Origin of the sequence: Streptomyces himastatinicus ATCC 53653 (genome assembly GCF_000158915.1) — a bacterium.
Taxonomy (GTDB): Bacteria; Actinomycetota; Actinomycetes; order Streptomycetales; family Streptomycetaceae; genus Streptomyces; species Streptomyces himastatinicus.
The window spans coordinates 684,113-705,751 of the sequence record NZ_GG657754.1 but is presented as its reverse complement, the minus strand read 5'-3'; the positions used below and the strand labels follow the sequence as shown (position 1 = coordinate 705,751).

At 73.9% G+C, this 21,639-nt stretch carries 4 protein-coding genes and 2 pseudogenes; all 6 read left to right on the top strand.

Features of this window, described 5'->3' with window-relative positions:
* Window positions 1-13 precede the first annotated feature (13 nt).
* Window positions 14-295: pseudogene (locus SSOG_RS58250) on the top strand (beta-ketoacyl synthase N-terminal-like domain-containing protein); the annotation flags it as partial.
* Window positions 296-387: 92 nt separating this feature from the next.
* Complete coding sequence (locus tag SSOG_RS02520; RefSeq protein ID WP_009712628.1) at window positions 388-5,340, top strand: type I polyketide synthase; 4,953 nt, start codon at window positions 388-390, stop codon at window positions 5,338-5,340.
* Window positions 5,341-5,391: 51 nt separating this feature from the next.
* A pseudogene (locus SSOG_RS55525) lies at window positions 5,392-8,121 on the top strand (type I polyketide synthase); the annotation flags it as partial.
* 22 nt (window positions 8,122-8,143) lie between these two features.
* The gene (locus SSOG_RS46510; RefSeq protein ID WP_245606203.1) at window positions 8,144-16,018 is read left to right on the top strand and encodes a type I polyketide synthase; all 7,875 of its coding nucleotides are present in this window, start codon (window positions 8,144-8,146) and stop codon (window positions 16,016-16,018) included.
* A 178-nt stretch (window positions 16,019-16,196) separates the two neighbouring features.
* Entirely contained in the window at window positions 16,197-20,072 is a 3,876-nt protein-coding gene (locus tag SSOG_RS02510; protein ID WP_425385463.1) for a type I polyketide synthase, read from the top strand.
* Between the two features lie 36 nt (window positions 20,073-20,108).
* Window positions 20,109-21,639: type I polyketide synthase (locus SSOG_RS55520; protein WP_245606202.1), on the top strand; the 1,531-nt coding region annotated here is incomplete at its 3' end.

The following is a 21,639-nucleotide window of genomic DNA, read 5'->3' as shown; positions in this document are numbered from 1 at the left end:
GTTCCCGGGCGGGCTGGACTCGCCAGAGGATCTGTGGCGGTTCGTCGAATCGGGCGGCGACGCCATCTCCGGCTTCCCCGAGGACCGGGGCTGGGAAGGGAACGCGGAGGGCGACGGCGCCGCGGGCGGGTTCCTGCGCGGCGCGGCCGACTTCGATGCGGGCTTCTTCGGGATCAGCCCGCGTGAGGCGCTGGCCATGGATCCGCAGCAGCGGCTGCTGCTCGAAGTGTCCTGGGAGGCCGTCGAGCGGGCGGGCATCGATCCGGTGGCGCTGCGGGGCAGCAGGACCGGAGTGTTCGTCGGACTCAGCGGCTATGACTACTCCACGCTGGTCATGCGGTCCTCCGCGGACGTCGAAGGCCACGCGGCACCGGGCTGGCGGCGAGTGTGCTCTCCGGTCGGCTGTCCTACGTCTTCGGCCTGGAAGGCCCGGCGTCCACCGTCGACACGGCGTGCTCGTCGTCGCTGGTGTCATTGCACCTCGCCGCGCAGGCCCTGCGTGCCGGGGAGTGCTCGCTGGCCCTGGCCGGTGGCGTCACCGTGATGACGACCTCCGTGAGCTTCGAGGGGTTCAGCATCCAGGGCGGGCTGGCGCCCGACGGCCGCTGCAAGCCGTTCGCCGAGGCCGCCAACGGGACCAGCTGGTCCGAGGGCGTCGGCATGCTGGTGGTCGAGCGGCAGTCCGACGCGCTGCGCAACGGACACGACATCCTCGCGGTGGTGCGGTCCTCGGCGGTGAACCAGGACGGTGCCTCGAACGGTCTGACCGCGCCGAACGGCCCCTCGCAGCAGCGGGTGATCCGCCAGGCGCTGGCCGGTGCCGGGTTGAATCCGGCGGAGGTCGATGCGGTGGAGGCGCACGGCACCGGCACCTCTCTCGGCGATCCGATCGAGGCGCAGGCGCTGCTGGCGACGTACGGGCAGGACCGGGAGCACCCGCTTTACCTGGGCTCGGTGAAGTCCAACCTCGGCCACACACAGGCCGCGGCGGGCGCCGCCGGACTGATCAAAACGGTCATGGCGATGCGGCACGGGGTGCTGCCGCGGACGTTGCACGTGGACGAGCCGTCGTCCCATGTGGATTGGTCGGCGGGGGCCGTTGAGCTGCTGACGGAGAACGTGGCGTGGCCGGAGACGGACCATCCGCGCCGGGTGGGAGTGTCTTCGTTCGGGATCAGTGGTACGAACGCGCATGTGATCCTGGAGCAGGGTCCCGAGCCGGTGGTGGAGGCCGGTGGGGAGCCGGAGGTCAGGCCGGCTGTGGTGCCGTGGCCGGTGTCGGCCGTGAGCGATGCGGCGCTCGATGCGCAGGTGGAGCGGATCAGGTCTTTCGCGGACGGACGGCTGCCGTTGGACGTCGGGTTCTCCCTGGCGACGGGTCGGTCGGTGTTCGACCACCGGGCGGTGTTGCTGTCCCCGGCGGATGGTGCGGATGGTGTGGTCGAGGATGGTGTGGTCGAGGTGGCGCGGGGTGTGGCTGCCGAGGGTCCGCTTGCTGTGGTGTTCTCGGGGCAGGGTGCGCAGCGGCTCGGGATGGGGCGGGAGTTGTATGGCCGGTTCCCGGTGTTCGCGCGGGCCTTGGACGGGGTGTTGGCCGAGTTCGATCCTGCGTTGCGTGAGGTGATGTGGGGTGGGGACGTCAGGGCGCTGAATGCGACGGGTTGTGCTCAGCCTGCGCTGTTCGCGGTCGAGGTGGCCTTGTTCCGGCTGCTGGAGTCGTTCGGTGTCGTGCCGAGGTTCGTGGCGGGGCATTCGATCGGTGAGGTGGCCGCGGCACATGTGGCGGGTGTGCTGTCCCTCGCCGACGCGTGCCGGCTGGTGTCGGCGCGGGCCCGGTTGATGCAGGCCCTGCCCGGTGGCGGGGTGATGGTGGCGGTCGAGGCGACCGAGGACGAGGTGCGGTCGTTGCTGTCCGAGCGGGTGTCGGTCGCGGCGGTGAACGGGCCGTCGTCGGTGGTGCTGTCCGGTGAGGAATCGGCGGTCGCGGAGGTCGTCGCACGGTTGAAGGGCCGCCGTACGAGCGGGCTGGCGGTCAGCCACGCGTTCCACTCCCCGTTGATGGACCCGATGCTGGCGGAGTTCCGTAAGGTTGTCGGGGACCTCACCTTCCACGAGCCCACGATGCCGGTGGTGTCGAACCTGACCGGTGCGCTCGCGACGGCCGGTGAACTGTGCTCACCGGAGTACTGGGTACGCCACGTCCGCGAGACCGTACGGTTCGCCGACGGGGTACGGACCCTCTCCGAGAGCGGCGTGAAGACCTTCCTCGAACTCGGGCCCGACGGCGTGCTCTCGGCCATGATCCAGGGTTCGGCGCCGGACGGGACCACCGTCGTTCCCGCGCTGCGCAAGGACCGGTCCGAGGAAGCCGCCATGGCCACCGCGCTCGCGCGCCTGCACGTCACCGGCGCCCCGGTGGACTGGCGGGTGTTCTACGCGGGCACCGGGGCGCGCCGGACCGACCTGCCGACGTACGCGTTCCAGCGCGAGCGGTTCTGGCCGACGGCGTCGCTGCGCTCCGCGGACGCGGCCGGCCTCGGCCTGGCCCCGACGGAACACCCCATGCTCGGCGCCGTGATGGCCGTCGCGGGCTCGGCGGAACTGGTCCTCACCGGCACCCTGTCGCTCGCCCTCCACCCCTGGCTCGCCGAGTACACCGTCGACGGTGCGGTCATCCTGCCGGGCACGGCCTTCCTGGAGGCCGCGATCCGCGCGGGCGACCAGGTCGAGTGCGAGCGGGTGGCGGAACTGACCCTGGCCGAGCCGCTGGTGGTGCCGGAGCGGGGCGCGGTGCGGATTCAGGCGCGGGTCGGCGAACCCGACGACGCCGGGCGCCGGGAGCTGTGGTTCCACGCGCGCCCCACCGACGACCCCGACGCCGCGTGGACGCCGCACGCCCACGGGTGGCTCGTACCGGGGGAGCGGGGGGCCGGCTTCGACGCGGCACAGTGGCCGCCGGCCGGCGCGACCGGGATCGGGCTGGACGACCTCTACGAGCGCTTCGCCGACGCGGGTCTGGTCTACGGGCCCGCATTCCAGGGCCTGCGGGGGGTCTGGCGGCGCGGCAAGGACCTCTATGCCGAGGTCGCGCTGCCCGACGAGGTGCGCGACGCCGACGGCTTCGGCCTGCACCCGGCACTGCTGGACTCCGTGCTGCACGCGGCGGTGTTCACCGGCGCCGAGGAGGACGGCGAACGGCTGCTCCCGGCCGAGTGGCGCGGGGTGTCGCTGCACGCCGCGTCCGCGCGGGTGCTGCGGGCCCGGCTGACCCGCGAAGCGGACGGGCTCGTCCTGGCCGCGGCCGACGCGCAGGGCGCGCCGGTCCTCTCTGCGGACTCGGTGGTGCTGCGGCCTCCGGCGGCCCGGCCTGACGCACCGGCCGGCCCGGACCACCGGAAGTCCCTGTTCCATCTTGAGTGGGTGGAACGGCCGGAGCCCGGGACAGCCGCCGACGACTCCGCCTGGTTCGTCCTCGGGGCCGACGAGCTCGGGCTGGCCGACGCGCTCGGTCAGGACGCAACACCAGTGAAGTCCCTAGCCGAAGTGCGCGATCGTGGCGGCGCGGTGGCACCACGGATTCTCGCGGTACCCGTCGCGGGCCCTATGGATGGCGGCCCGGAGACGGTGCACGAGGTGACGCATCGGGTGCTGGCGCTGATGCAGGAGTGCCTGGCCGAGGACCGGCTGGCCCGCACCCGCCTGGTGTTCGTCACCAGGGGAGCGGTCGCGTCGGAGGGCGAGGACGTCACCGACCTGGCCGCCGCGGCGGTGTGGGGCCTGGTGCGGTCCGCGCAGATGGAGAACCCCGGCCGGTTCCTGCTCGCCGATCTCGACGGCTCGGCCGCCTCCGCGGCCGTGCTGCCGAGCCTGCCGGGTACGGACGAGGAGCAGTTCATGGTGCGGGAAGGGACCGTTCGGGTCGCGCGCATGATGCACGCGCCCGAACCGTCCGCGCCCGCCCGGAACGGCTCCCTCTGGGGGCCGGAGGGCACGGTGCTGATCACCGGTGGCACCGGCGGCCTGGGCCGCGAACTGGCCCGGCACCTGGTGACCGAGCGTGGGGCCCGGCATCTGGTGCTGGCGAGCCGCCGGGGCGCCGAGGCGCCGGGCGCCGCAGAGCTGCGTGAGGAGCTGACCGCCCACGGCGCGGAGGTGTCCCTCGCAGCCTGCGACTTCGCCGACCCCGTCGCCGTACGGGAACTCCTGGGCGCGGTCCCGGCCGCGCACCCGCTGACCGGGGTGGTGCACACGGCCGGTGTGCTCGACGACGGAGTGCTCGACGCGCTGACCCCGGAGCGGGTGGACACGGTGCTGCGGCCCAAGGTCGACGCCGCGTGGCATCTGCACGAGGCGACGCGGACGGCGGACCTCGCGGCGTTCGTCGTCTACTCCTCGGTGGCGGGCGTCATGGGCAGCCCCGGGCAGGCGAACTACGCCGCCGCCAACGCCTTTCTCGACGCGCTGGCCCAGCACCGCAGGCGTGCGGGGCTGGCCGCGACATCGCTGGCGTGGGGCCCCTGGGCGCAGGGCACCGGCATGACCAGCGGGCTGGGCGACGCCCACATCGAGCGCATGAAACGGTCCGGAACGCCGCCGCTGACCCTGGAACAGGGCCTCGCCCTCTTCGACGCCGCCACCGGCCGCGACGAGGCGAACCTGATCGTGATGCGTACGGCGGGCAAGGCCGGTCCCAGCACGACGATGTTCGCCGGCGCCGTGCCCCCGATCCTGCGCGGCCTGGTCCGCGCCGGTCGCCGGACCGCCGCCGCCGACAACCGGGCTGCCGACCTGGCGGCGCGACTGGCGGACACCCGCGAGCATGAGCGGGTGCGCCTTCTCACCGATCTGGTACGGGGCGAGGCCGCGGCCGTACTGGGGCACGGTTCGCCGGACCAGGTAGGTGTCGAGCGGGAGTTCGACCGTCTCGGGTTCGACTCGCTCACCGCGCTCGAGCTGCGCAACCGGCTCACCGCCACGACAGGGCTGCGGATGCCCGCGACCCTGATCTTCGACTATCCGACACCGGCCGCCGTCGCCGACTTCCTGGCCACCCGCCTCGGCGAGCCCGCCCGGGCGGACGCGGGCCCCGCCCTGCCCGCCGAACTCGACCGGCTGGAATCGGCACTGTCGGCAGCGCTGTCGGCGGAAGACCTCGGCGAGGCCGCCAGGGCCGGGGCCGCGGCGCGGCTGCGGAAGATGCTCGCGCGGGTGACCGGCACCGGTACCGGCCCCGGCACCGAGACCGGCGAACAGGACGTACAGCAGCGGATCGAGGCGGCGAGTGCCGACGAGGTCCTCGCCTTCATCGACAGTGAGCTCGGCCGGCCGACGGACCACTGATCCCCGGCCCCCGGCCGATCACTCAAGCGGAAGCGGAAAGGCGCCTTGACCATGGCGGACGAAGAGAAGCTCGTCGAATACCTGAAGTGGGTCACCGCGGATCTGCACCAGACGCGGCGGCGGCTTGAGGAGGCCGAGTCCGGCCGGCACGAGCCGGTGGCGATCGTCGGCATGGCGTGCCGTTTCCCCGGCGGGGTGCGCTCACCGGAGCAGCTCTGGGACCTGGTGGCCTCGGGCGATGACGCGATCTCCGGCTTCCCGACCGATCGCGGCTGGGATGCCACGGTGCTCGGCGGGGACGGCCGCGGCCGCAGCGTCACCGGCGAAGGCGGATTCCTCCACGACGCGGCCGACTTCGATGCGGGCTTCTTCGGGATCAGCCCGCGCGAGGCGCTGGCCATGGACCCGCAGCAGCGGCTGCTGCTCGAAGTGTCCTGGGAGGCGATCGAACGCACCGGGATCGACCCGCTCTCGCTGCGCGGCAGCCAGACCGGCGTGTTCGTCGGGACCAACGGCCAGGACTACGTCCGGCTGGTGGCCGAGGCGCAGGAGGACATGGACGGCCACGGGGGGACCGGGCTCGCGGCGAGCGTGATCTCCGGGCGGCTTTCCTATGTGTTCGGCCTCGTGGGCCCCGCCGTCACCGTGGACACGGCGTGCTCGTCGTCGCTGGTGTCGCTGCACCTGGCCGCGCACGCGCTGCGCAGCGGGGAGTGTTCCCTGGCGCTTGCGGGCGGGGTCACCGTGATGGCGACCCCCGCCAGTTTCGCCGGGTTCAGCATCCAGGGCGGGCTGGCGCCCGACGGCCGCTGCAAGCCCTTCGCCGAGGCCGCGGACGGCACCAGCTGGTCCGAGGGCGTCGGCGTGCTCATGGTGGAACGGCTGTCCGACGCGATACGCAACGGGCACGAGATCCTCGCCGTGGTACGGGGCTCCGCCGTCAACCAGGACGGCGCGTCCAACGGTCTCACCGCGCCCAACGGCCCCTCCCAACAGCGGGTGATACGCCAGGCCCTCGCCAGTGCCGGGCTCTCCCCGGCGGACGTGGACGCTGTGGAGGCGCACGGCACCGGCACCACCCTCGGCGACCCGATCGAGGCCCAGGCCCTGCTCGCAACGTACGGGCAGGACCGGGAGCAGCCGCTGTACCTGGGCTCGGTGAAGTCGAACCTCGGACACACGCAGGCCGCGGCGGGCGCCGCCGGACTCATCAAGACGGTCATGGCCATGCGGCACGGAGTGCTGCCGCGCACGCTGCACGTCGACACCCCCTCGTCCCACGTGGACTGGACCGAGGGCGCGGCCGAACTGCTCACCGCCGACACCGAATGGCCCCCGACCGACCGCCCACGCCGGGCGGGAGTGTCCTCGTTCGGGATCAGCGGCACCAACGCCCACGTCATCCTGGAACAGCACACGCCGGACGAACCGGAGGCCGTCGAGGGCCTCGCTCCGGTGCCCGGCGCGGTGCCCTGGCCCGTCGCGGGCAGGACCGAGGCCGCGCTGGCCGCGCAGGTGGAGAGCGTGAAGCGGTTCGCGGCACAGAACCCGAAGTGCTCGCCGCTCGACGTCGGTTTCTCCCTCGCCACCGCCCGGTCGGCGTTCGAGCACCGTGCCGTGCTGCTGGCCTCCGACGAGGGGCTCCTCGAAGTCGCCCGGGGCGAGGCCGGGGAAGCGCCGGTGGCCGTCGTCTTCTCCGGGCAGGGCGCACAGCGCCTCGGCATGGGACGCGGCCTCTACGACCGCTTCCCGGCCTTCGCGGAGGCGTTGGATGCCGTGCTCGCGGAGTTCTCACCGCCCCCGGCCACGGCGTCGGAAAGCCCCACAGGGTCGCGGCCGGAACGGCTTCGCGACGTGATCTGGGGCGAGGACGCGGACCTGCTGGACCGGACCGGCCACGCTCAGCCCGCCCTCTTCGCGGTCGACGTGGCGCTGTTCCGCCTGGTCGAATCGCTGGGAGTGCGCCCGCGGTTCGTCGCCGGGCACTCGATCGGCGAAGTGGCGGCCGCACACGTCGCGGGCGTACTGTCCCTCCCCGACGCCTGCCGCTTGGTCGCGGCCCGCGCCCGGCTGATGCAGGCTCTGCCCGCCGGCGGCGCCATGGTGGCGGTCGAGGCCACCGAGGACCAGGTCCGGCCGCTGCTCACCGACCAGGTGTCGATCGCGGCCGTCAACGGTCCCTCGTCGCTGGTCGTCTCCGGTGAGGAGGACGCCGTCGCCGAGGTGACCGCCCACCTGACGGGGCGCCGCACCAGCAGGCTGGCGGTCAGCCACGCCTTCCACTCGCCGCTGATGGACCCGATGCTGGAAGAGTTCCGCTCCGTCGTCGCGCGCCTGACCTTCCACCAGCCCGAGATCGACATCGTCTCCAACCTGACCGGCGCGCTCGCCACTCCCGACGAGCTGCGCTCGCCCGACTACTGGGTGCGGCACGTCCGCGAGACCGTACGGTTCGCCGACGGCGTACGGGCGCTGGCCGCCGCCGGTGCCGGTGTGCTGCTCGAACTTGGCCCGGACGGGGTGCTCGCGCCGCTGATGCGCGAGTCCGTGCCGGAGCGCATCGCCGTCGTTCCCCTGCTGCGCAAGGACCGCGACGAGGAATCAGCGGCCGTCACCGGCCTGGCCAGGCTGCACGTGGCCGGGGCCGGTGTGGACTGGCGGGCGTTCTTCGCGGACACCGGCGCCCACCGGACCGACCTTCCGACGTACGCCTTCCAGCGCGAGCGGTACTGGCCGGAGGCGGCCGGGTCCGTCCCGCTCTCCGGCGCGGCGGGACGGGGCGGATGCCGAGTTCTGGGCCGCGGTGGAGCGCGAGGACCTGCCGTCCCTGGCGGCCCGCCTGGACATCGACACCGACGCGCTGGGCGGCGTGGTGCCCGCGCTGTCGGCCTGGCGCGCCAAGCGACGGGCCCGTTCGCTCGCCGACTCGCTGCGGTTCCGGGAGAGCTGGCAGCCGCTGCGCGGCGCGTCCGCGGCCGCCCTGCCGGGCGTATGGCTGGTGGCGCTGCCCCACGACGGGCCGGAAACCGACACCCCGTGGGTGCGGTCGGTGCTGGACGGGCTCGGCCCGGACGTGGTCCCGGTGACGCTGGAGAAGCGGCCCGACCGTTCCGAACTCGCCCAGAAGCTGGGCGAGTTGAAGGCGGGCGGCACGAGGTTCGCCGGAGTGGTCTCGCTGCTTGCGGCGAACGAGGCACGCCGCTGGTCGAGCGTGCCGGTGGGGCTGGTCGACACCGCCGTACTCGTGCAGGCCCTCGACGACGCCGGGATCCACAGCCGGGTCTGGGCGCTGACCCGCGGCGCCGTGTCGGTGGACGAGAACGACCCCGTCACCAGCCCGCGGCAGGCCGCGCTCTGGGGACTCGGCCGGGTCGCCGCCCTGGAGTACCCGGACCGCTGGGGCGGCGTGATCGACCTGCCACCGGAGCCGGACGACCGTACGCTCCGGCGGCTCATCGGCATCCTCGGCGGGCCCGGCGACGAGGACCAGGTCGCCATCCGCGCCTCCGGCGTGTTCGGCAGGCGGCTGCTGCCCGCCCCCTCCCACGACGCGGCGCCGACCTGGCAGCCCGCCGGCACGGTGCTCATCACCGGCGGCACCGGCGCGCTCGGTGCGCACCTGGCCCGCTGGCTGGCCGAGCACGGCGCGGAACACCTGCTGCTGCTCAGCCGCCGCGGTCCCCAGTCGCCGGGCGCGGCGGACCTGGAGGCGGAACTGACCGCGCTCGGCGCGCGCGTCACCATCGCCGCCTGCGACACCGCGAACCGCGCCGAGCTGGAGGCCGCCCTGGCGGCCATCCCCGAGGAATTCCCGCTGACCGGGATCGTGCACGCCGCCGGCGTACTGGACGACGCCGTGCTCAACGGGCTGACCCCGCAGCGCTTCGGCACGGTGTTCCGGGCGAAGGTCTCCCCGGCCATGCTGCTCGACGAGCTCACCCGCGACCGGGACCTGTCCGTATTCGCCCTGTTCTCCTCGGTGGCCGGTGCCGTCGGCAACCCGGGCCAGGCGAACTACGCCGCGGCCAACACGGTGCTCGACGCGCTGGCCCAGCAGCGCCGGGCGCAGGGCCTGCCCGCGACCTCCATCGCCTGGGGCGCCTGGGAGGGCGGCGGGATGGCCGCCGGCATCGAGGAGGTGCTGCACGAGACCGGCACCACGGTGCTGGAACCCGGGCTGGCTCTCGGCGTGCTGGCCGAACTGGTCGCCGCACCCGACCCGGTCACGGTGGTCGCCGACCTGGGGCAGCAGGACGTACTGGAGGCGCTGTTCAGCCTGCGGCCCAGCGCGTCGCTGAGCGCACTGCCCGCCGCCCGCGAAGCGCGGCGGTCGGCCCGCGACGTCCGGCGCGAGAGCGAGTCGGCGGCCTCCGACCTGCGGCGGCAGCTGTACGCGGCGCCGGAGTCCGAGCGTACGACGCAGCTGCTGGACCTGATCCGGACGCACGCGGCCGGGGTCCTCGGGCACGCCGGCCCGGACGCCATCAGCGTGGAGCGGGTCTTCCAGGACCACGGCTTCGACTCGCTGACCTCGATGGAGCTGCGCAACCAACTGGCCCGCGCCACCGGCCTCGCGCTGCCCGCGAGCCTGCTCTTCGACTACCCGAGGCCCCAGGCACTGGCCGAGCACCTCGCGGCCGAACTGATGGGCCACGGGACCGAGGGTGACGAAGCGGCGCTCGTCGTGGCACCCGCCGGTGTCCCCGACGGCGCCGACGACCCGGTCGTGATCGTCGGCATGGCCTGCCGCTTCCCCGGCGGCGTCGACTCGCCCGATCAGCTGTGGGACCTGGTCTCCTCCGGCCGCGACGCCATCTCGGACTTCCCCACCGACCGCGGCTGGGACCTGCAGGGCGAGGGCGGATTCCTCTACGACGCCGCCGACTTCGACCCGGAGTTCTTCGGCATCTCGCCGCGTGAGGCACTGGGCATGGACCCGCAGCAGCGGCTGCTGCTGGAGACCGCGTGGGAGGCGATCGAGCGGTCCGGCATCGACCCCGTCGGGCTGCGGGGCAGCAGGACCGGCGTGTTCGTCGGCAGCAACGGCGTGGACTACATGCATGTGATCGCCCGCGCCCGGGACATGGAGGGCCGGGGCGTCATGCTCGGCCCCAGCGTGATGTCGGGTCGGGTGTCCTACGCCTTCGGCCTGGAAGGACCGGCGGTCACCGTCGACACGGCCTGCTCGTCGTCGCTGGTGTCGCTGCACATGGCCGCCCAGGCTCTGCGGGGCGGTGAGTGCTCGCTGGCGCTGGCCGGTGGCGTGACGGTCATGACCACCTCGGCCAGCTTCGCGGGGTTCAAGCACCATGGCGGGCTCGCCCCGGACGGGCGGTGCAAGGCGTTCGGGGACTCCGCCGATGGCACCGGCTGGTCCGAGGGGGTCGGCGTGCTGGTCGTGGAGCGGCTGTCCGACGCGCGGCGGGGCGGCCATCCCGTCCTCGCGGTCGTGCGGGGCAGCGCGCTCAACCAGGACGGCGCGTCCAACGGACTGACGGCGCCCAACGGCCCCTCCCAGCAGCGCGTGATCCGGCAGGCCCTGGCGAGCGCCGGCCTGACCCCGACGGACGTGGACGCGGTGGAGGCGCACGGCACCGGCACCACCCTCGGCGACCCGATCGAGGCGCAGGCCCTGCTGGCGACCTACGGCCAGGACCGGACGCGCCCGCTGCTGCTGGGCACGGTGAAGTCCAACATCGGCCACACCCAGGCCGCCGCCGGCGCGGCCGGGCTGATCAAAACGGTCATGGCGATACGCCACGGCGTGCTGCCACGGACGCTGCACGTGGACGAGCCGTCGTCACACGTGGACTGGTCGGCGGGAGCCGTTGAGCTGCTGACCGAGAACGCCGCATGGCCGGAGGCGGGGCGCCCCCGCCGCGCCGGGGTGTCCTCGTTCGGCATCAGCGGCACCAACGCCCACGTGATCCTCGAACAGGCCCCGCGGGAGCCGGCGGAAGATGCCGAACCACCCACCGTCACGCCCGGCGTCGTGCCGTGGGTGGTGTCGGCCAAGAGCGAGACGGCCCTCGAAGCCCAGGTGGACCGGGTGCGCTCCACCGCGGCCGGGACCGCCGAACGCGCTCCGCTGGACATCGGGTTCTCGCTCGCCACGGAACGGTCGGCGTTCGACCACCGGGCGGTGCTGCTGGCCTCCGAGGACGGAGTGGCCGAGGCCGCCCGGGGCGTGGTCGGCCAGGGCGCGCCGGCGGTGCTGTTCTCCGGGCAGGGTGCGCAGCGGCTCGGCATGGGACGGGAGCTGTACGCCCGGTTCCCGGTGTTCGCGCAGGCCCTGGACGCGGTGCTGGCCGAGCTCGATCCCGCGCTGCGCGAGGTGATGTGGGGCGAGGACGCCGAGGCGCTGAACCGGACCGGGGCCGCTCAGCCCGCCCTGTTCGCTGTCGAGGTGGCGCTGTTCCGGCTGGCCGAATCCGTGGGCATCGCGCCGAAGTTCGTGGCCGGCCACTCGGTCGGTGAGATCGCCGCCGCTCACGTCGCGGGAGTGCTGTCCCTCGCCGACGCCTGCGCGCTGGTGTCGGCGAGGGCCCGGCTGATGCAGGCCCTGCCCGGTGGCGGGGCGATGGTGGCGGTCGAGGCGACCGAGGACGAGGTGCGGCCGCTGGTGTCCGACCGGGTGTCGGTCGCGGCGGTGAACGGGCCGTCGTCGGTGGTGCTGTCCGGTGAGGAATCGGCGGTCGCGGAGATCGTGGCAGGGTTCGAGGATCGCCGGACGAGCGGGCTGGCGGTCAGCCACGCGTTCCACTCGCCGCTGATGGACCCGATGCTGGACGAGTTCCGTGCGGCAATCGTCGGGCTCACCTTCCACGAACCGCGCATCCCGGTCGTCTCGAACCTGACCGGGCGGCTCGCCACGGCCGGTGAGCTGCGCTCGCCCGACTACTGGGTGCGCCACGTCCGCGAGACCGTACGGTTCGCCGACGGCGTCCGGACACTGGCCGACGCGGACGTGCGAACGTTCCTCGAACTGGGCCCGGACGGCGTGCTGTCGGCCATGGTCCAGGAGTCGGCGCCGGAGGCGGCCGTGGCCGTGGCCGTGCTGCGCGCGGACCGCCCGGAGGAGACGGCGGCGGTCACCGCGCTCGCGCGGCTCCACGTGAGGGGCGTGCCCGTGGACTGGCAGGCGTTCTTCGCGGGCACCGGCGCCCGGCGGGTGGACCTGCCGACGTACGCCTTCCAGCGCGAGCGGTTCTGGCCGTCGGGCTCGACCGTCCCGGCGGACCTGTCCGGCGTGGGCCTCGCCCCGACCGACCATCCGCTGATCGGCGCGACGGTGAACGTGGCGGGCTCGGACGACATCGTGCTGACCGGGACCCTCTCCCAGGCCACCCACCCCTGGCTGACCGAGCCCCGGTCCGGCGGCTCGGCGTACTTCCCCGGCACCGGATTCCTGGAACTGGCCATCCGCGCCGGCGACCAGGCCGGCTGCGACCGTGTCGAGCAGCTCACCATCACCACGCCGCTGATGCTCCCCGCGCAGGGCGCGACCCAGGTCCAAGCACAGGTGGGCGAGCCCGACGAGAGGGGCCACCGGAACATCCGGCTCTACGCACGGCCCGCCGACGCCGCGAGCGGGGACTGGCACCTGTACGCGACCGGCGTGCTCACCTCCGATGCCGTCGGCGCCCCGGCCGCGGAGTTCGACGCGACGGTCTGGCCACCGCCCGAGTCGACCCCGGTCGACCTCGATGGGCTCCACGAGCGCCACGCCCGGGCGGGCCTGGAGTACGGACCGGCCTTCCGCGGCTTGCGGTCCGTCTGGCGCCGTGGCGAGGAGGCGTTCGCGGAAGTCGTCCTGCCGGACGAGGCAAGGGACGCGGACGGCTTCGGGATGCACCCGGCGCTGCTCGACGCGGTGCTGCACGCCGCCGCGTTCGCCGGTGAGGACAAGGGCGAGTGCGCCCTGCCCTTCTCATGGAACGGGGCCGTACTGCACGCCACCGGTGCGTCCGTCCTGCGTGCCCGGCTGGTGCGCACCGGCCCGGACACCGTCACGCTGGCCGCGACCGACGTCGAGGGCACACCGGTGATCTCGGTGGACTCGCTGACGCTCCGGCCGCCATCGGCCCAGCCGGATACGCCCGCCGGGAGGGACCCGCTCGACTCGCTCTACCGGGTCGAATGGGTCCCCGCCCCGACCGATCCCACACCCCTCGCCGGGGCACGGTGGGCCGTCATCGGAGACGACCAGCACGACCTGGGCAACGCGATGGCCCTGGCCGGCGAGACCATCACCGCCTACGCCGAGACCCTGGCCGACGCGATCGGCGAGGGCGGCGACAACGGACCCGTGCCGAACGGCTTCGTGGTCCCGGTCGCGGGGGGCCCCGGCCCCGAGGCCGTACACGAAGCCACGCACCGGGCGCTGGCGCTGATGCAGGAGTGGCTGGCCGAGGAGAGGTTCGCCCGCTCGCGGCTCGTATTCGTCACCCGCGGCGCCATGGCCGCGGACGGTGAGGACGTCACCGACCTGGCCGCGGCGGCGGTGTGGGGCCTGGTGCGGTCCGCACAGTCGGAGAACCCCGGCCGCTTCCTGCTGGTCGACCTCGACGACGCGCACATATCGGCCGGGGCGCTGTCCGGTCTGCTGGCCGCCGACGAGGAGCAGTGGTTGCTGCGGAAACGGACCGCACGGGTCGCCCGGCTCACGCGGGTGCCCGCACAGCCCCCGTCCGGGCGGGCCTGGAACCCCGACGGCACGGTGCTCATCACCGGCGGCACCGGCGGCCTCGGCGGGGAACTGGCCCGGCACCTGGTGGCCGAACGCGGCGTACGGCGGCTGCTGCTGGCCGGCCGCCGGGGCGCCGAGGCGCCGGATGCGGCAGAGCTGCGCGACGAACTGACCGCTCATGGCGCTGAAGTGTCCGTCGCCGCCTGCGACGTCACCGACCCCGCCGCCATAGCCCGCCTGCTGGCCGACGTGCCGGCCCGGCATCCGCTGACCGCGGTGGTGCACACGGCCGGCGTGCTCGACGACGGCGTGATCGCCTCACTGACCCCCGAGCGCGTGGACACGGTACTGAGGCCCAAGGCCGACGCCGCCTGGCACCTGCACGAGGCGACCCGCGAACTCGACCTGTCCGCCTTCGTGCTGTACTCCTCGGTGTCCGGGGTGATGGGCAGCCAGGCCCAGGCGAGCTACGCCGCGGGCAACGCCTACCTCGACGCCCTCGCGGCCCACCGGCGCGGCCAGGGGCTGCCCGCCACCTCGCTGGCGTGGGGCTTCTGGGGCCGCCGCACGGGAATGACCGGCCACCTCACCGAGACCGACATCCAGCGTATGAGCCGGTCCGGCACGCCACCGCTGACCCCGGAGCTGGGCCTGGCCCTCTTCGACGCGGCCCTCACGCGCGACGAGGCCCAGCTGGTTCCGCTCCTGGTGGACCGGTCGCGGGCGCTCCAGCAGGTGCACCCGCTGCTGCGCAACCTCATCCCCAGCTCCCGGGCCACGGCGGCCGGGACGGCGAGGCCGCTGGCCACCGTACGGGACCGGCTCCGCGGCCTCGATCCGGACGAGCAGGAGAAACTGCTGGTGGACTTGGTGGTCGGCACATCGGCCGTACTGCTCGGCCGGCGCGACGCGGACGCGATCGATCCGCAGGGCGCGTTCCTCACCATGGGCTTCGACTCGCTGATCGCGCTCGAATTGCGCAACCAGCTCGGTGAGGCGCTCGGCATGCGGGTGCCGACCTCGGTGGTGTTCGAGACCCGGACGCCCGCCGGGCTCGCCCAGTGGCTACGCGACCGGCTCGCGCACCAGGGCGGCATGAGCGCGGCCGCCGAACCCGGAGCGCTCACCGCCGTCCGGGAGAACGCCCAGGACTCGCTGGTCGGCATGTTCTTCGACACCGTGAACTCCGGCAGGCAGCTGGAGGCGATGCGGCTGCTGATGGCCGTCGCCGCCACCCGGCCGTCCTGCGAGGTGTCCGCCGAGGTCGAAGAGCTGCCGCAGCCGGTGACCCTGGCCACGGGCCCGGGCAAGCCCCGGCTGATCTGCATCAGCGCCCCCGGCGCGAACGGAGGCGTCCACCAGTACGCCCGGATCGCCTCCCGGTTCCGCGGCGACCGACACGTCTCCGCGCTGCCGCTGCTCGGCTTCGCCGAGGGCGAGCCGCTGCCCGCCACGAGCGAAACCGCGGCCCGGCTGATCGCGGAGAGCGCGCTGCTGGCCAGTGACGGCGAGCCGTTCGTCCTCGTCGGCTACTCCACCGGCGGCACCTTCGCCTACCGGGCCGCGGGCGTGCTGGAGGAGGTCTGGGGCGTCCGCCCCGAGGGAGTCATCATGCTCGACACCCTCAGCCTCCAGTACGAGGCCGGGGAGCAGGTCGACTGGGACGTGGTCCAGAGCAACTACCTCGCCGGCATCGACTCCCCGTCGGTGAAGCTGAACAGCGCCCGGCTGTCGGCGATGGCGTACTGGTTCATACGGATGACCACCGGAGGCGCGGAGCGGTACACGACCTCGGTGCCGAGCCTGCTCATCCGGTGCGCGGAGTCGCTGCCCGGGGTCGGGCACGGGGATACGGTGCCCGCGGTCCCGGCCTCCACCACGCGCCTGATCGACGCCGATCACCTGACGCTGATCGCCGACGACTCCCGGGAGACCGCACGCCTGATGGAGGAATGGCTCACCACCCTGGAATCCGGCGGTGGCGCGTAGCTCCATCCGCCGCAAGGTCTAAGGGAATGTAAAGATCCCGCGGCCTTAGCCTCCGGGCTGAACTTCACTCGTCCGACTTTCTCAGAGGCGGTACGGCGTCATGACGGTCAGGCCCGGCACCGAGCCCTCCGGCGATCCGGTAGTGATCGTCGGAATGGCGTGCCGATACCCAGGCGGGATCGATACTCCCGAAGGCCTGTGGAACCTCGTCGTGTCGGGGCAGGACGCGACCGGCGGCCTCCCCGCCGACCGGGGCTGGGACCTGGCCGCCCTCGCCGGCGACGGCCCGGGCCGCAGCGCGTCCCAGCGGGGCGGCTTCCTGCGCGGCGCGGCGGAGTTCGACCCCGGCTTCTTCGGGATCAGCCCGCGCGAGGCCCTGGCCATGGACCCGCAGCAGCGATTGCTGCTCGAGGTGTCCTGGGAGGCGGTCGAGCGGGCGGGAATCGACCCGCTGTCCCTGCGCGGCAGCCGCTCGGGTGCGTTCATCGGCACCAGCGGCGAGGACTACGCACTGGTCGTCCAGCGGGCGGAGGAGGATCTGGCCGGGCACGCCGTCACCGGCACCTCGCCGGGCGTGGCGACCGGCCGGCTCGCCTACTTCCTCGGCCTGGAGGGCCCGGCGATCACGGTGGACACCACGTCGTCGTCCTCGCTGGTGGCGCTGCACTGCGCGGCGCGGGCGCTGCGGGCGGGAGAGTGCTCGCTGGCGCTGGCCGGCGGCGCGACCGTCATGTCCACCCCGCGGGGTCTCGTCGGCTACTCCCGGCAGGGCGGGCTCGCGCCGGACGGCCGGTGCCGGGCCTTCTCCGACGACGCGAACGGCACCGTGTGGGCCGAAGGCGTGGGCGTACTGCTGCTGGAGCGGCTGTCCGACGCGCGGCGCCACGGCCACCCGGCGCTCGCCGTCGTGCGCGGCAGCGCGGTGAACTCCGACGGCGCCTCACGCGGATTGACCGCGCCGAACGGCGCCTCCCAGGAACAGGTGATCCGGCAGGCACTCGAGGACGCCGCGCTGGGCACCTCCGAGGTGGACGCGGTGGAGGCGCACGGCACCGGCACCCGAGTGGGCGACCCGGTCGAGGCGCGGGCCCTGCTCACCACGTACGGCCAGGGCCGGACCCGCCCGCTGTATCTCGGCTCGCTGAAGCCGAACCTCGGCCACGCGCAGGCGGCGGCGGGCGTGGCGGGCGTGATCAAGACGGTGCTGGCGCTGCGGCACGGGACGCTCCCGCGCACCCTGCACCTGAACGTGCCCACGGCCCAGGTGGACTGGGCGGCGGGGGCGGTCGAACCGCTGCGTGAGAACACCGCGTGGCCGGATACCGGCCGGCCGCGCCGCGCCGGGGTGTCCTCGTTCGGCATCAGCGGAACCAACGCGCACGTCATCCTCGAACAGGCGCCGCCGGTCGCACCGGTCGACGAGCCCGAGCGGAACCCGGAGGTCTCTCCGGCCGTGGTGCCGTGGGTGGTGTCGGCCAGGACCGAGGCCGCGCTGGACGCCCAGTTGGACCGGATCCGGTCCACTCCGGTGTCCACAACGGATCCCCATGCGGCCGTCGATGTCGGATTCTCCTTGGCCACCGGCCGTTCGGCGTTCGATCACCGGGCGGTCCTGCTCGCCGCCGGCGAGAGCCGGTCCGAAGCGGCGCGCGGCGTCGCCGGGAAGAGCCGGACGGCGGTGGTGTTCGCGGGGCAGGGCACCCAACGACTCGGCATGGGACGGGAGTTGTACGGCCGTTTCCCGGTGTTCGCCGAGCGGCTGGACGCGGTGCTGGCGGAATTCGACCGCCATACGGACCTGCTGCGGACGAACGTGCCGCTGCGGGACGTGCTGTGGGGCGGGGACCCGGACCTGCTCGACCGGACCGGGTTCGCCCAACCCGCGCTGTTCGCCGTCGAAGTGGCCCTGTACGGGCTCGTGGAGTCGCTGGGCGTGACGCCGGACCTACTGGCCGGGCATTCGATCGGCGAGGTGACGGCGGCACACGTGGCCGGGGTGTTCTCGCTCGCCGACGCGTGCCGCCTGGTGGCCGCGCGCGCCGGGCTGATGCAGGCGCTGCCGGACGGCGGAGCCATGGTCGCGGTGCGGGCCACCGAGAACGAAGTGCGGCCGCTACTGACCGACCGCGTGTCGATCGCGGCGGTCAACGGCCGGTCGCGGGTGGTGCTCGCCGGAGCGGAGCGCGAGGTTGTGCGGATCGCCGGTACGCTGGCGGCCGGAGGCCGCAAGACCACCCGGCTGTCCGTGTCGCACGCCTTCCACTCGCCGCTGATGGACCCGATGCTCGCGGAGTTCCGGCGCACGGTGGAGCGCCTGGAGTTCCAGGAGCCGCGCGTCCCCGTGGTGTCGAACCTGACCGGGCGGCTCGCGACGGGCGGGGAGCTGTGCTCGCCGGAGTACTGGGTGCGCCACATCCGCGACACCGTCCGCTTCGGCGACGGCCTCACCACCCTCCGCGAGGCGGGCGCCACCGTCCTGCTGGAACTCGGCCCGGACGGCACGCTGTCCGCCATGGCCGGGGACGACCTGGCCGATACGCGGGTGACCGCGGTGCCCGCCCTGCGCGGGGACCGGGGTGAGGAGGCCGCGTTGGTGACCGCGCTGAGCCGGCTGCACGTGGCCGGGGTGCCGGTGGCGTGGCGCGTGTTCTTCGCGGGCACGGGCGCACGCCGGGTGGACCTTCCGACCTACGCCTTCCAGCACGAACGCTTCTGGCCGACCGTCCGGGCGGAGGGAAGCGGCACGTCCCGGAACGGCTCGGGACACCCGTTGCTGGGCACGGTCGTGGAACTCGCCGAGGACGCCGGCCTGGTGTGCGGCGGCCGCGTCTCGGTGGCCGCGCAGCCATGGCTGGCCGACCACAACGTGTGCGGCCGGGTCGTGCTGCCCGGCACGGCCCTGGCGGAACTGGCCGTCCGGGCCGGTGACGAGGCCGGGTGCGCCCACCTCGAAGAGCTTGTCCTCACCTCGCCGCTCGTCCTGCCCGAATCCGGGGCGGTGGAACTTCAGCTGCGGGTCGGGGCCGCCCGGGAATCGGGACGGCGGCCGGTGACCATGCACGCGCGGCCCGTCCCGGCCTTCGGCGCGCCGTGGATCGAGCACGCCTTCGGTGTGCTCGCCCCCAAGAGCGGCGCGGACCGCGGGCTCGACACGGCCGCATGGCCGCCTCCGGGGGCCGAGCCGGTCGAGGCCGAGAGTTTCCGGCGGCGGTGGGCCGAGGCCGGATTCTCCTACGGGCCGATGCTCCAGGGGCTGCGCGCGGCCTGGCGGCGCGGCGCGGACGTGTTCGCCGAGGTGGTCCTGCCACCGGGAGCCGACACGGCCGCGTTCGTCCTGCATCCCGCGCTGCTGGACGCCGCCCGGCACGCCACCCCGCCCGGCGCCGACATCGGCCTTCCCTCGTACCTGCACGGCTTTTCCCTGCACGCGTCCGGTGCCACGGCACTGCGTGTGCGGCTCTCGGCCCAGCGGGACGGTTCGCTGGCGATCGAGGCCGTCGAACCGGGCGGGGAGCCGGTACTGTCGGTCGACACCCTGTTCGTACGCCCGGTGCCGCAACTCGGCGACCTGCCCCCGGCGACCGAACCCGCCGCCGAGTACGACGCCGACCGGCCCGCCGAGCGACCAGGAGTCGCCGCGCCGCGGTCGGAGGAGCTGCGGGGCATGCCCGCCGCTCGACGGGCCCGCGTCCTGCTCGACCTGGTGCGTGCCGAGGCGGCCGCGGTGCTGGGCCACGCGGACCCCGGCCAGGTGGACGCGAACCTGGCCTTCCGGGAACTGGGCTTCGACTCACTGACCGAGACCGAACTGCGCGCGCGGCTCGGCGCGGTCACCGGGCTGAGACTGCCCGACACCCTCGTGTTCAGCCATCCGACGCCCACGTCGGTCGCGGACCATTTGGCGGACCGCATGGGTGACGGTCAGGCGGACGACACCGACCCCGACGCGAAACCGCCCGATCCGATGCCCGATCGGGTCTCCACCGAGGACATCGATTCGCTGCCGGTGGACCGATTGCTCGACCTCATCGACGAGGAATTCGAACCCCAGTAAGCAGTCACACTTTCGTTGAGCCGTGAGGACGGTCCGGTGCCAGAAGACCAGCAGGGCAAAATCGTCGAGTACCTCAGGCGGGTCACCGCCGACCTGCGGCGGGCGCGGGCGCGGGTCGAGGAACTGGAGCAGCGCGCCGGCGAACCCATCGCGATCGTCGGCATGGGCTGCCGCCTGCCCGGCGGGGTCGGCTCCCCAGAGGAGCTGTGGGAACTGGTCCGCGCCGACGGGGACGCCATCACGGGGTTTCCCACCGACCGCGGCTGGGACCTGAGCGCTCTGCACGGCGACGGCCCGGGCGGCAGCCCCACCCACGAGGGCGGATTCCTGGCCGGGGCGACCGAGTTCGACCCGGGCTTCTTCGGCATCTCCCCGCGCGAGGCCGCGGCGATGGACCCGCAGCAGAGGCTGTTGCTGGAGGTGTCCTGGGAGGCGCTGGAACGGGCCGGGATCGACCCGCTGACCCTGCGCGGCAGCCGCTCCGGCGTGTACGTCGGCACCTACCACTGGGGTTACCGGCAGCCGCGGGACGCGGACGGTGACGACCAGCAGGGCCACGTGATGACCGGCACCGCGGCCAGCGTTCTCTCCGGCCGTCTCGCCTACACCCTGGGTCTGGAGGGCCCGGCCGTCACAGTGGACACCGCGTGCTCGTCCTCGCTGGTCGCGCTGGACATGGCGGTGCGGTCGCTGCGCGGCGGGGAGTCCTCGCTCGCCGTCGTCGGCGGGGTCACGGTGCTGTCGGACCCGGCGATCTTCCCGGAGTTCGGCAGGCAGGGCGGGCTGGCCCCGGACGGGCGGTGCAAGGCGTTCTCCGAGCAGGCGGACGGCACCGGCTGGTCCGAGGGCGTCGGGGTGCTAGTCGTCGAACGGCTGTCGGACGCGCGGCGGCACGGTCATCCCGTACTCGCGGTGGTGCGCGGCAGCGCGGTGAACTCCGACGGCGCCTCGAACGGCCTGACGGCACCGAACGGAACGGCGCAGGAGCGGGTCATCCGGCAGGCACTGGAGAACGCCGCGCTGACCACCTCCGACGTGGACGTGGTCGAGGCGCACGGCACCGGGACCCGGCTCGGGGACCCCATCGAGGCGCAGGCGCTGCTCGCCACCTACGGCCAGGGCCGGGAGCCGGACCGCCCGCTGTGGCTGGGCTCGCTCAAGTCGAACATCGGCCACACGCAAGCGGCCGCCGGAGCCGCCGGGGTCATCAAGATGGTCCAGGCGATGCGCCACGCCACGCTGCCCCGTACGCTGCACGCCGAAAGGCCCTCCACGCGGGTGGACTGGTCCGCCGGCCGGGTCGCGCTGCTGCGCGAGACCATCGCGTGGCCGGAGACCGGCCGGGCCCGGTGCGCGGGGGTGTCGTCGTTCGGGATCAGCGGTACGAACGCCCATGTCGTCCTGGAACAGGCCCCCGGGGCCCCCGAGGCCCCGGGGGCGCCGGAGAGCGGCGCCGACCCGGTGCCGATCGTGCCCGACGCGGTGCCCTGGGTGGTCTCCGCCAGGACCGGCGCCGCCCTCGACGAGCATCTCCTGCGGGTGCGGTCCCTGCGGGGCGGGCCGGCCT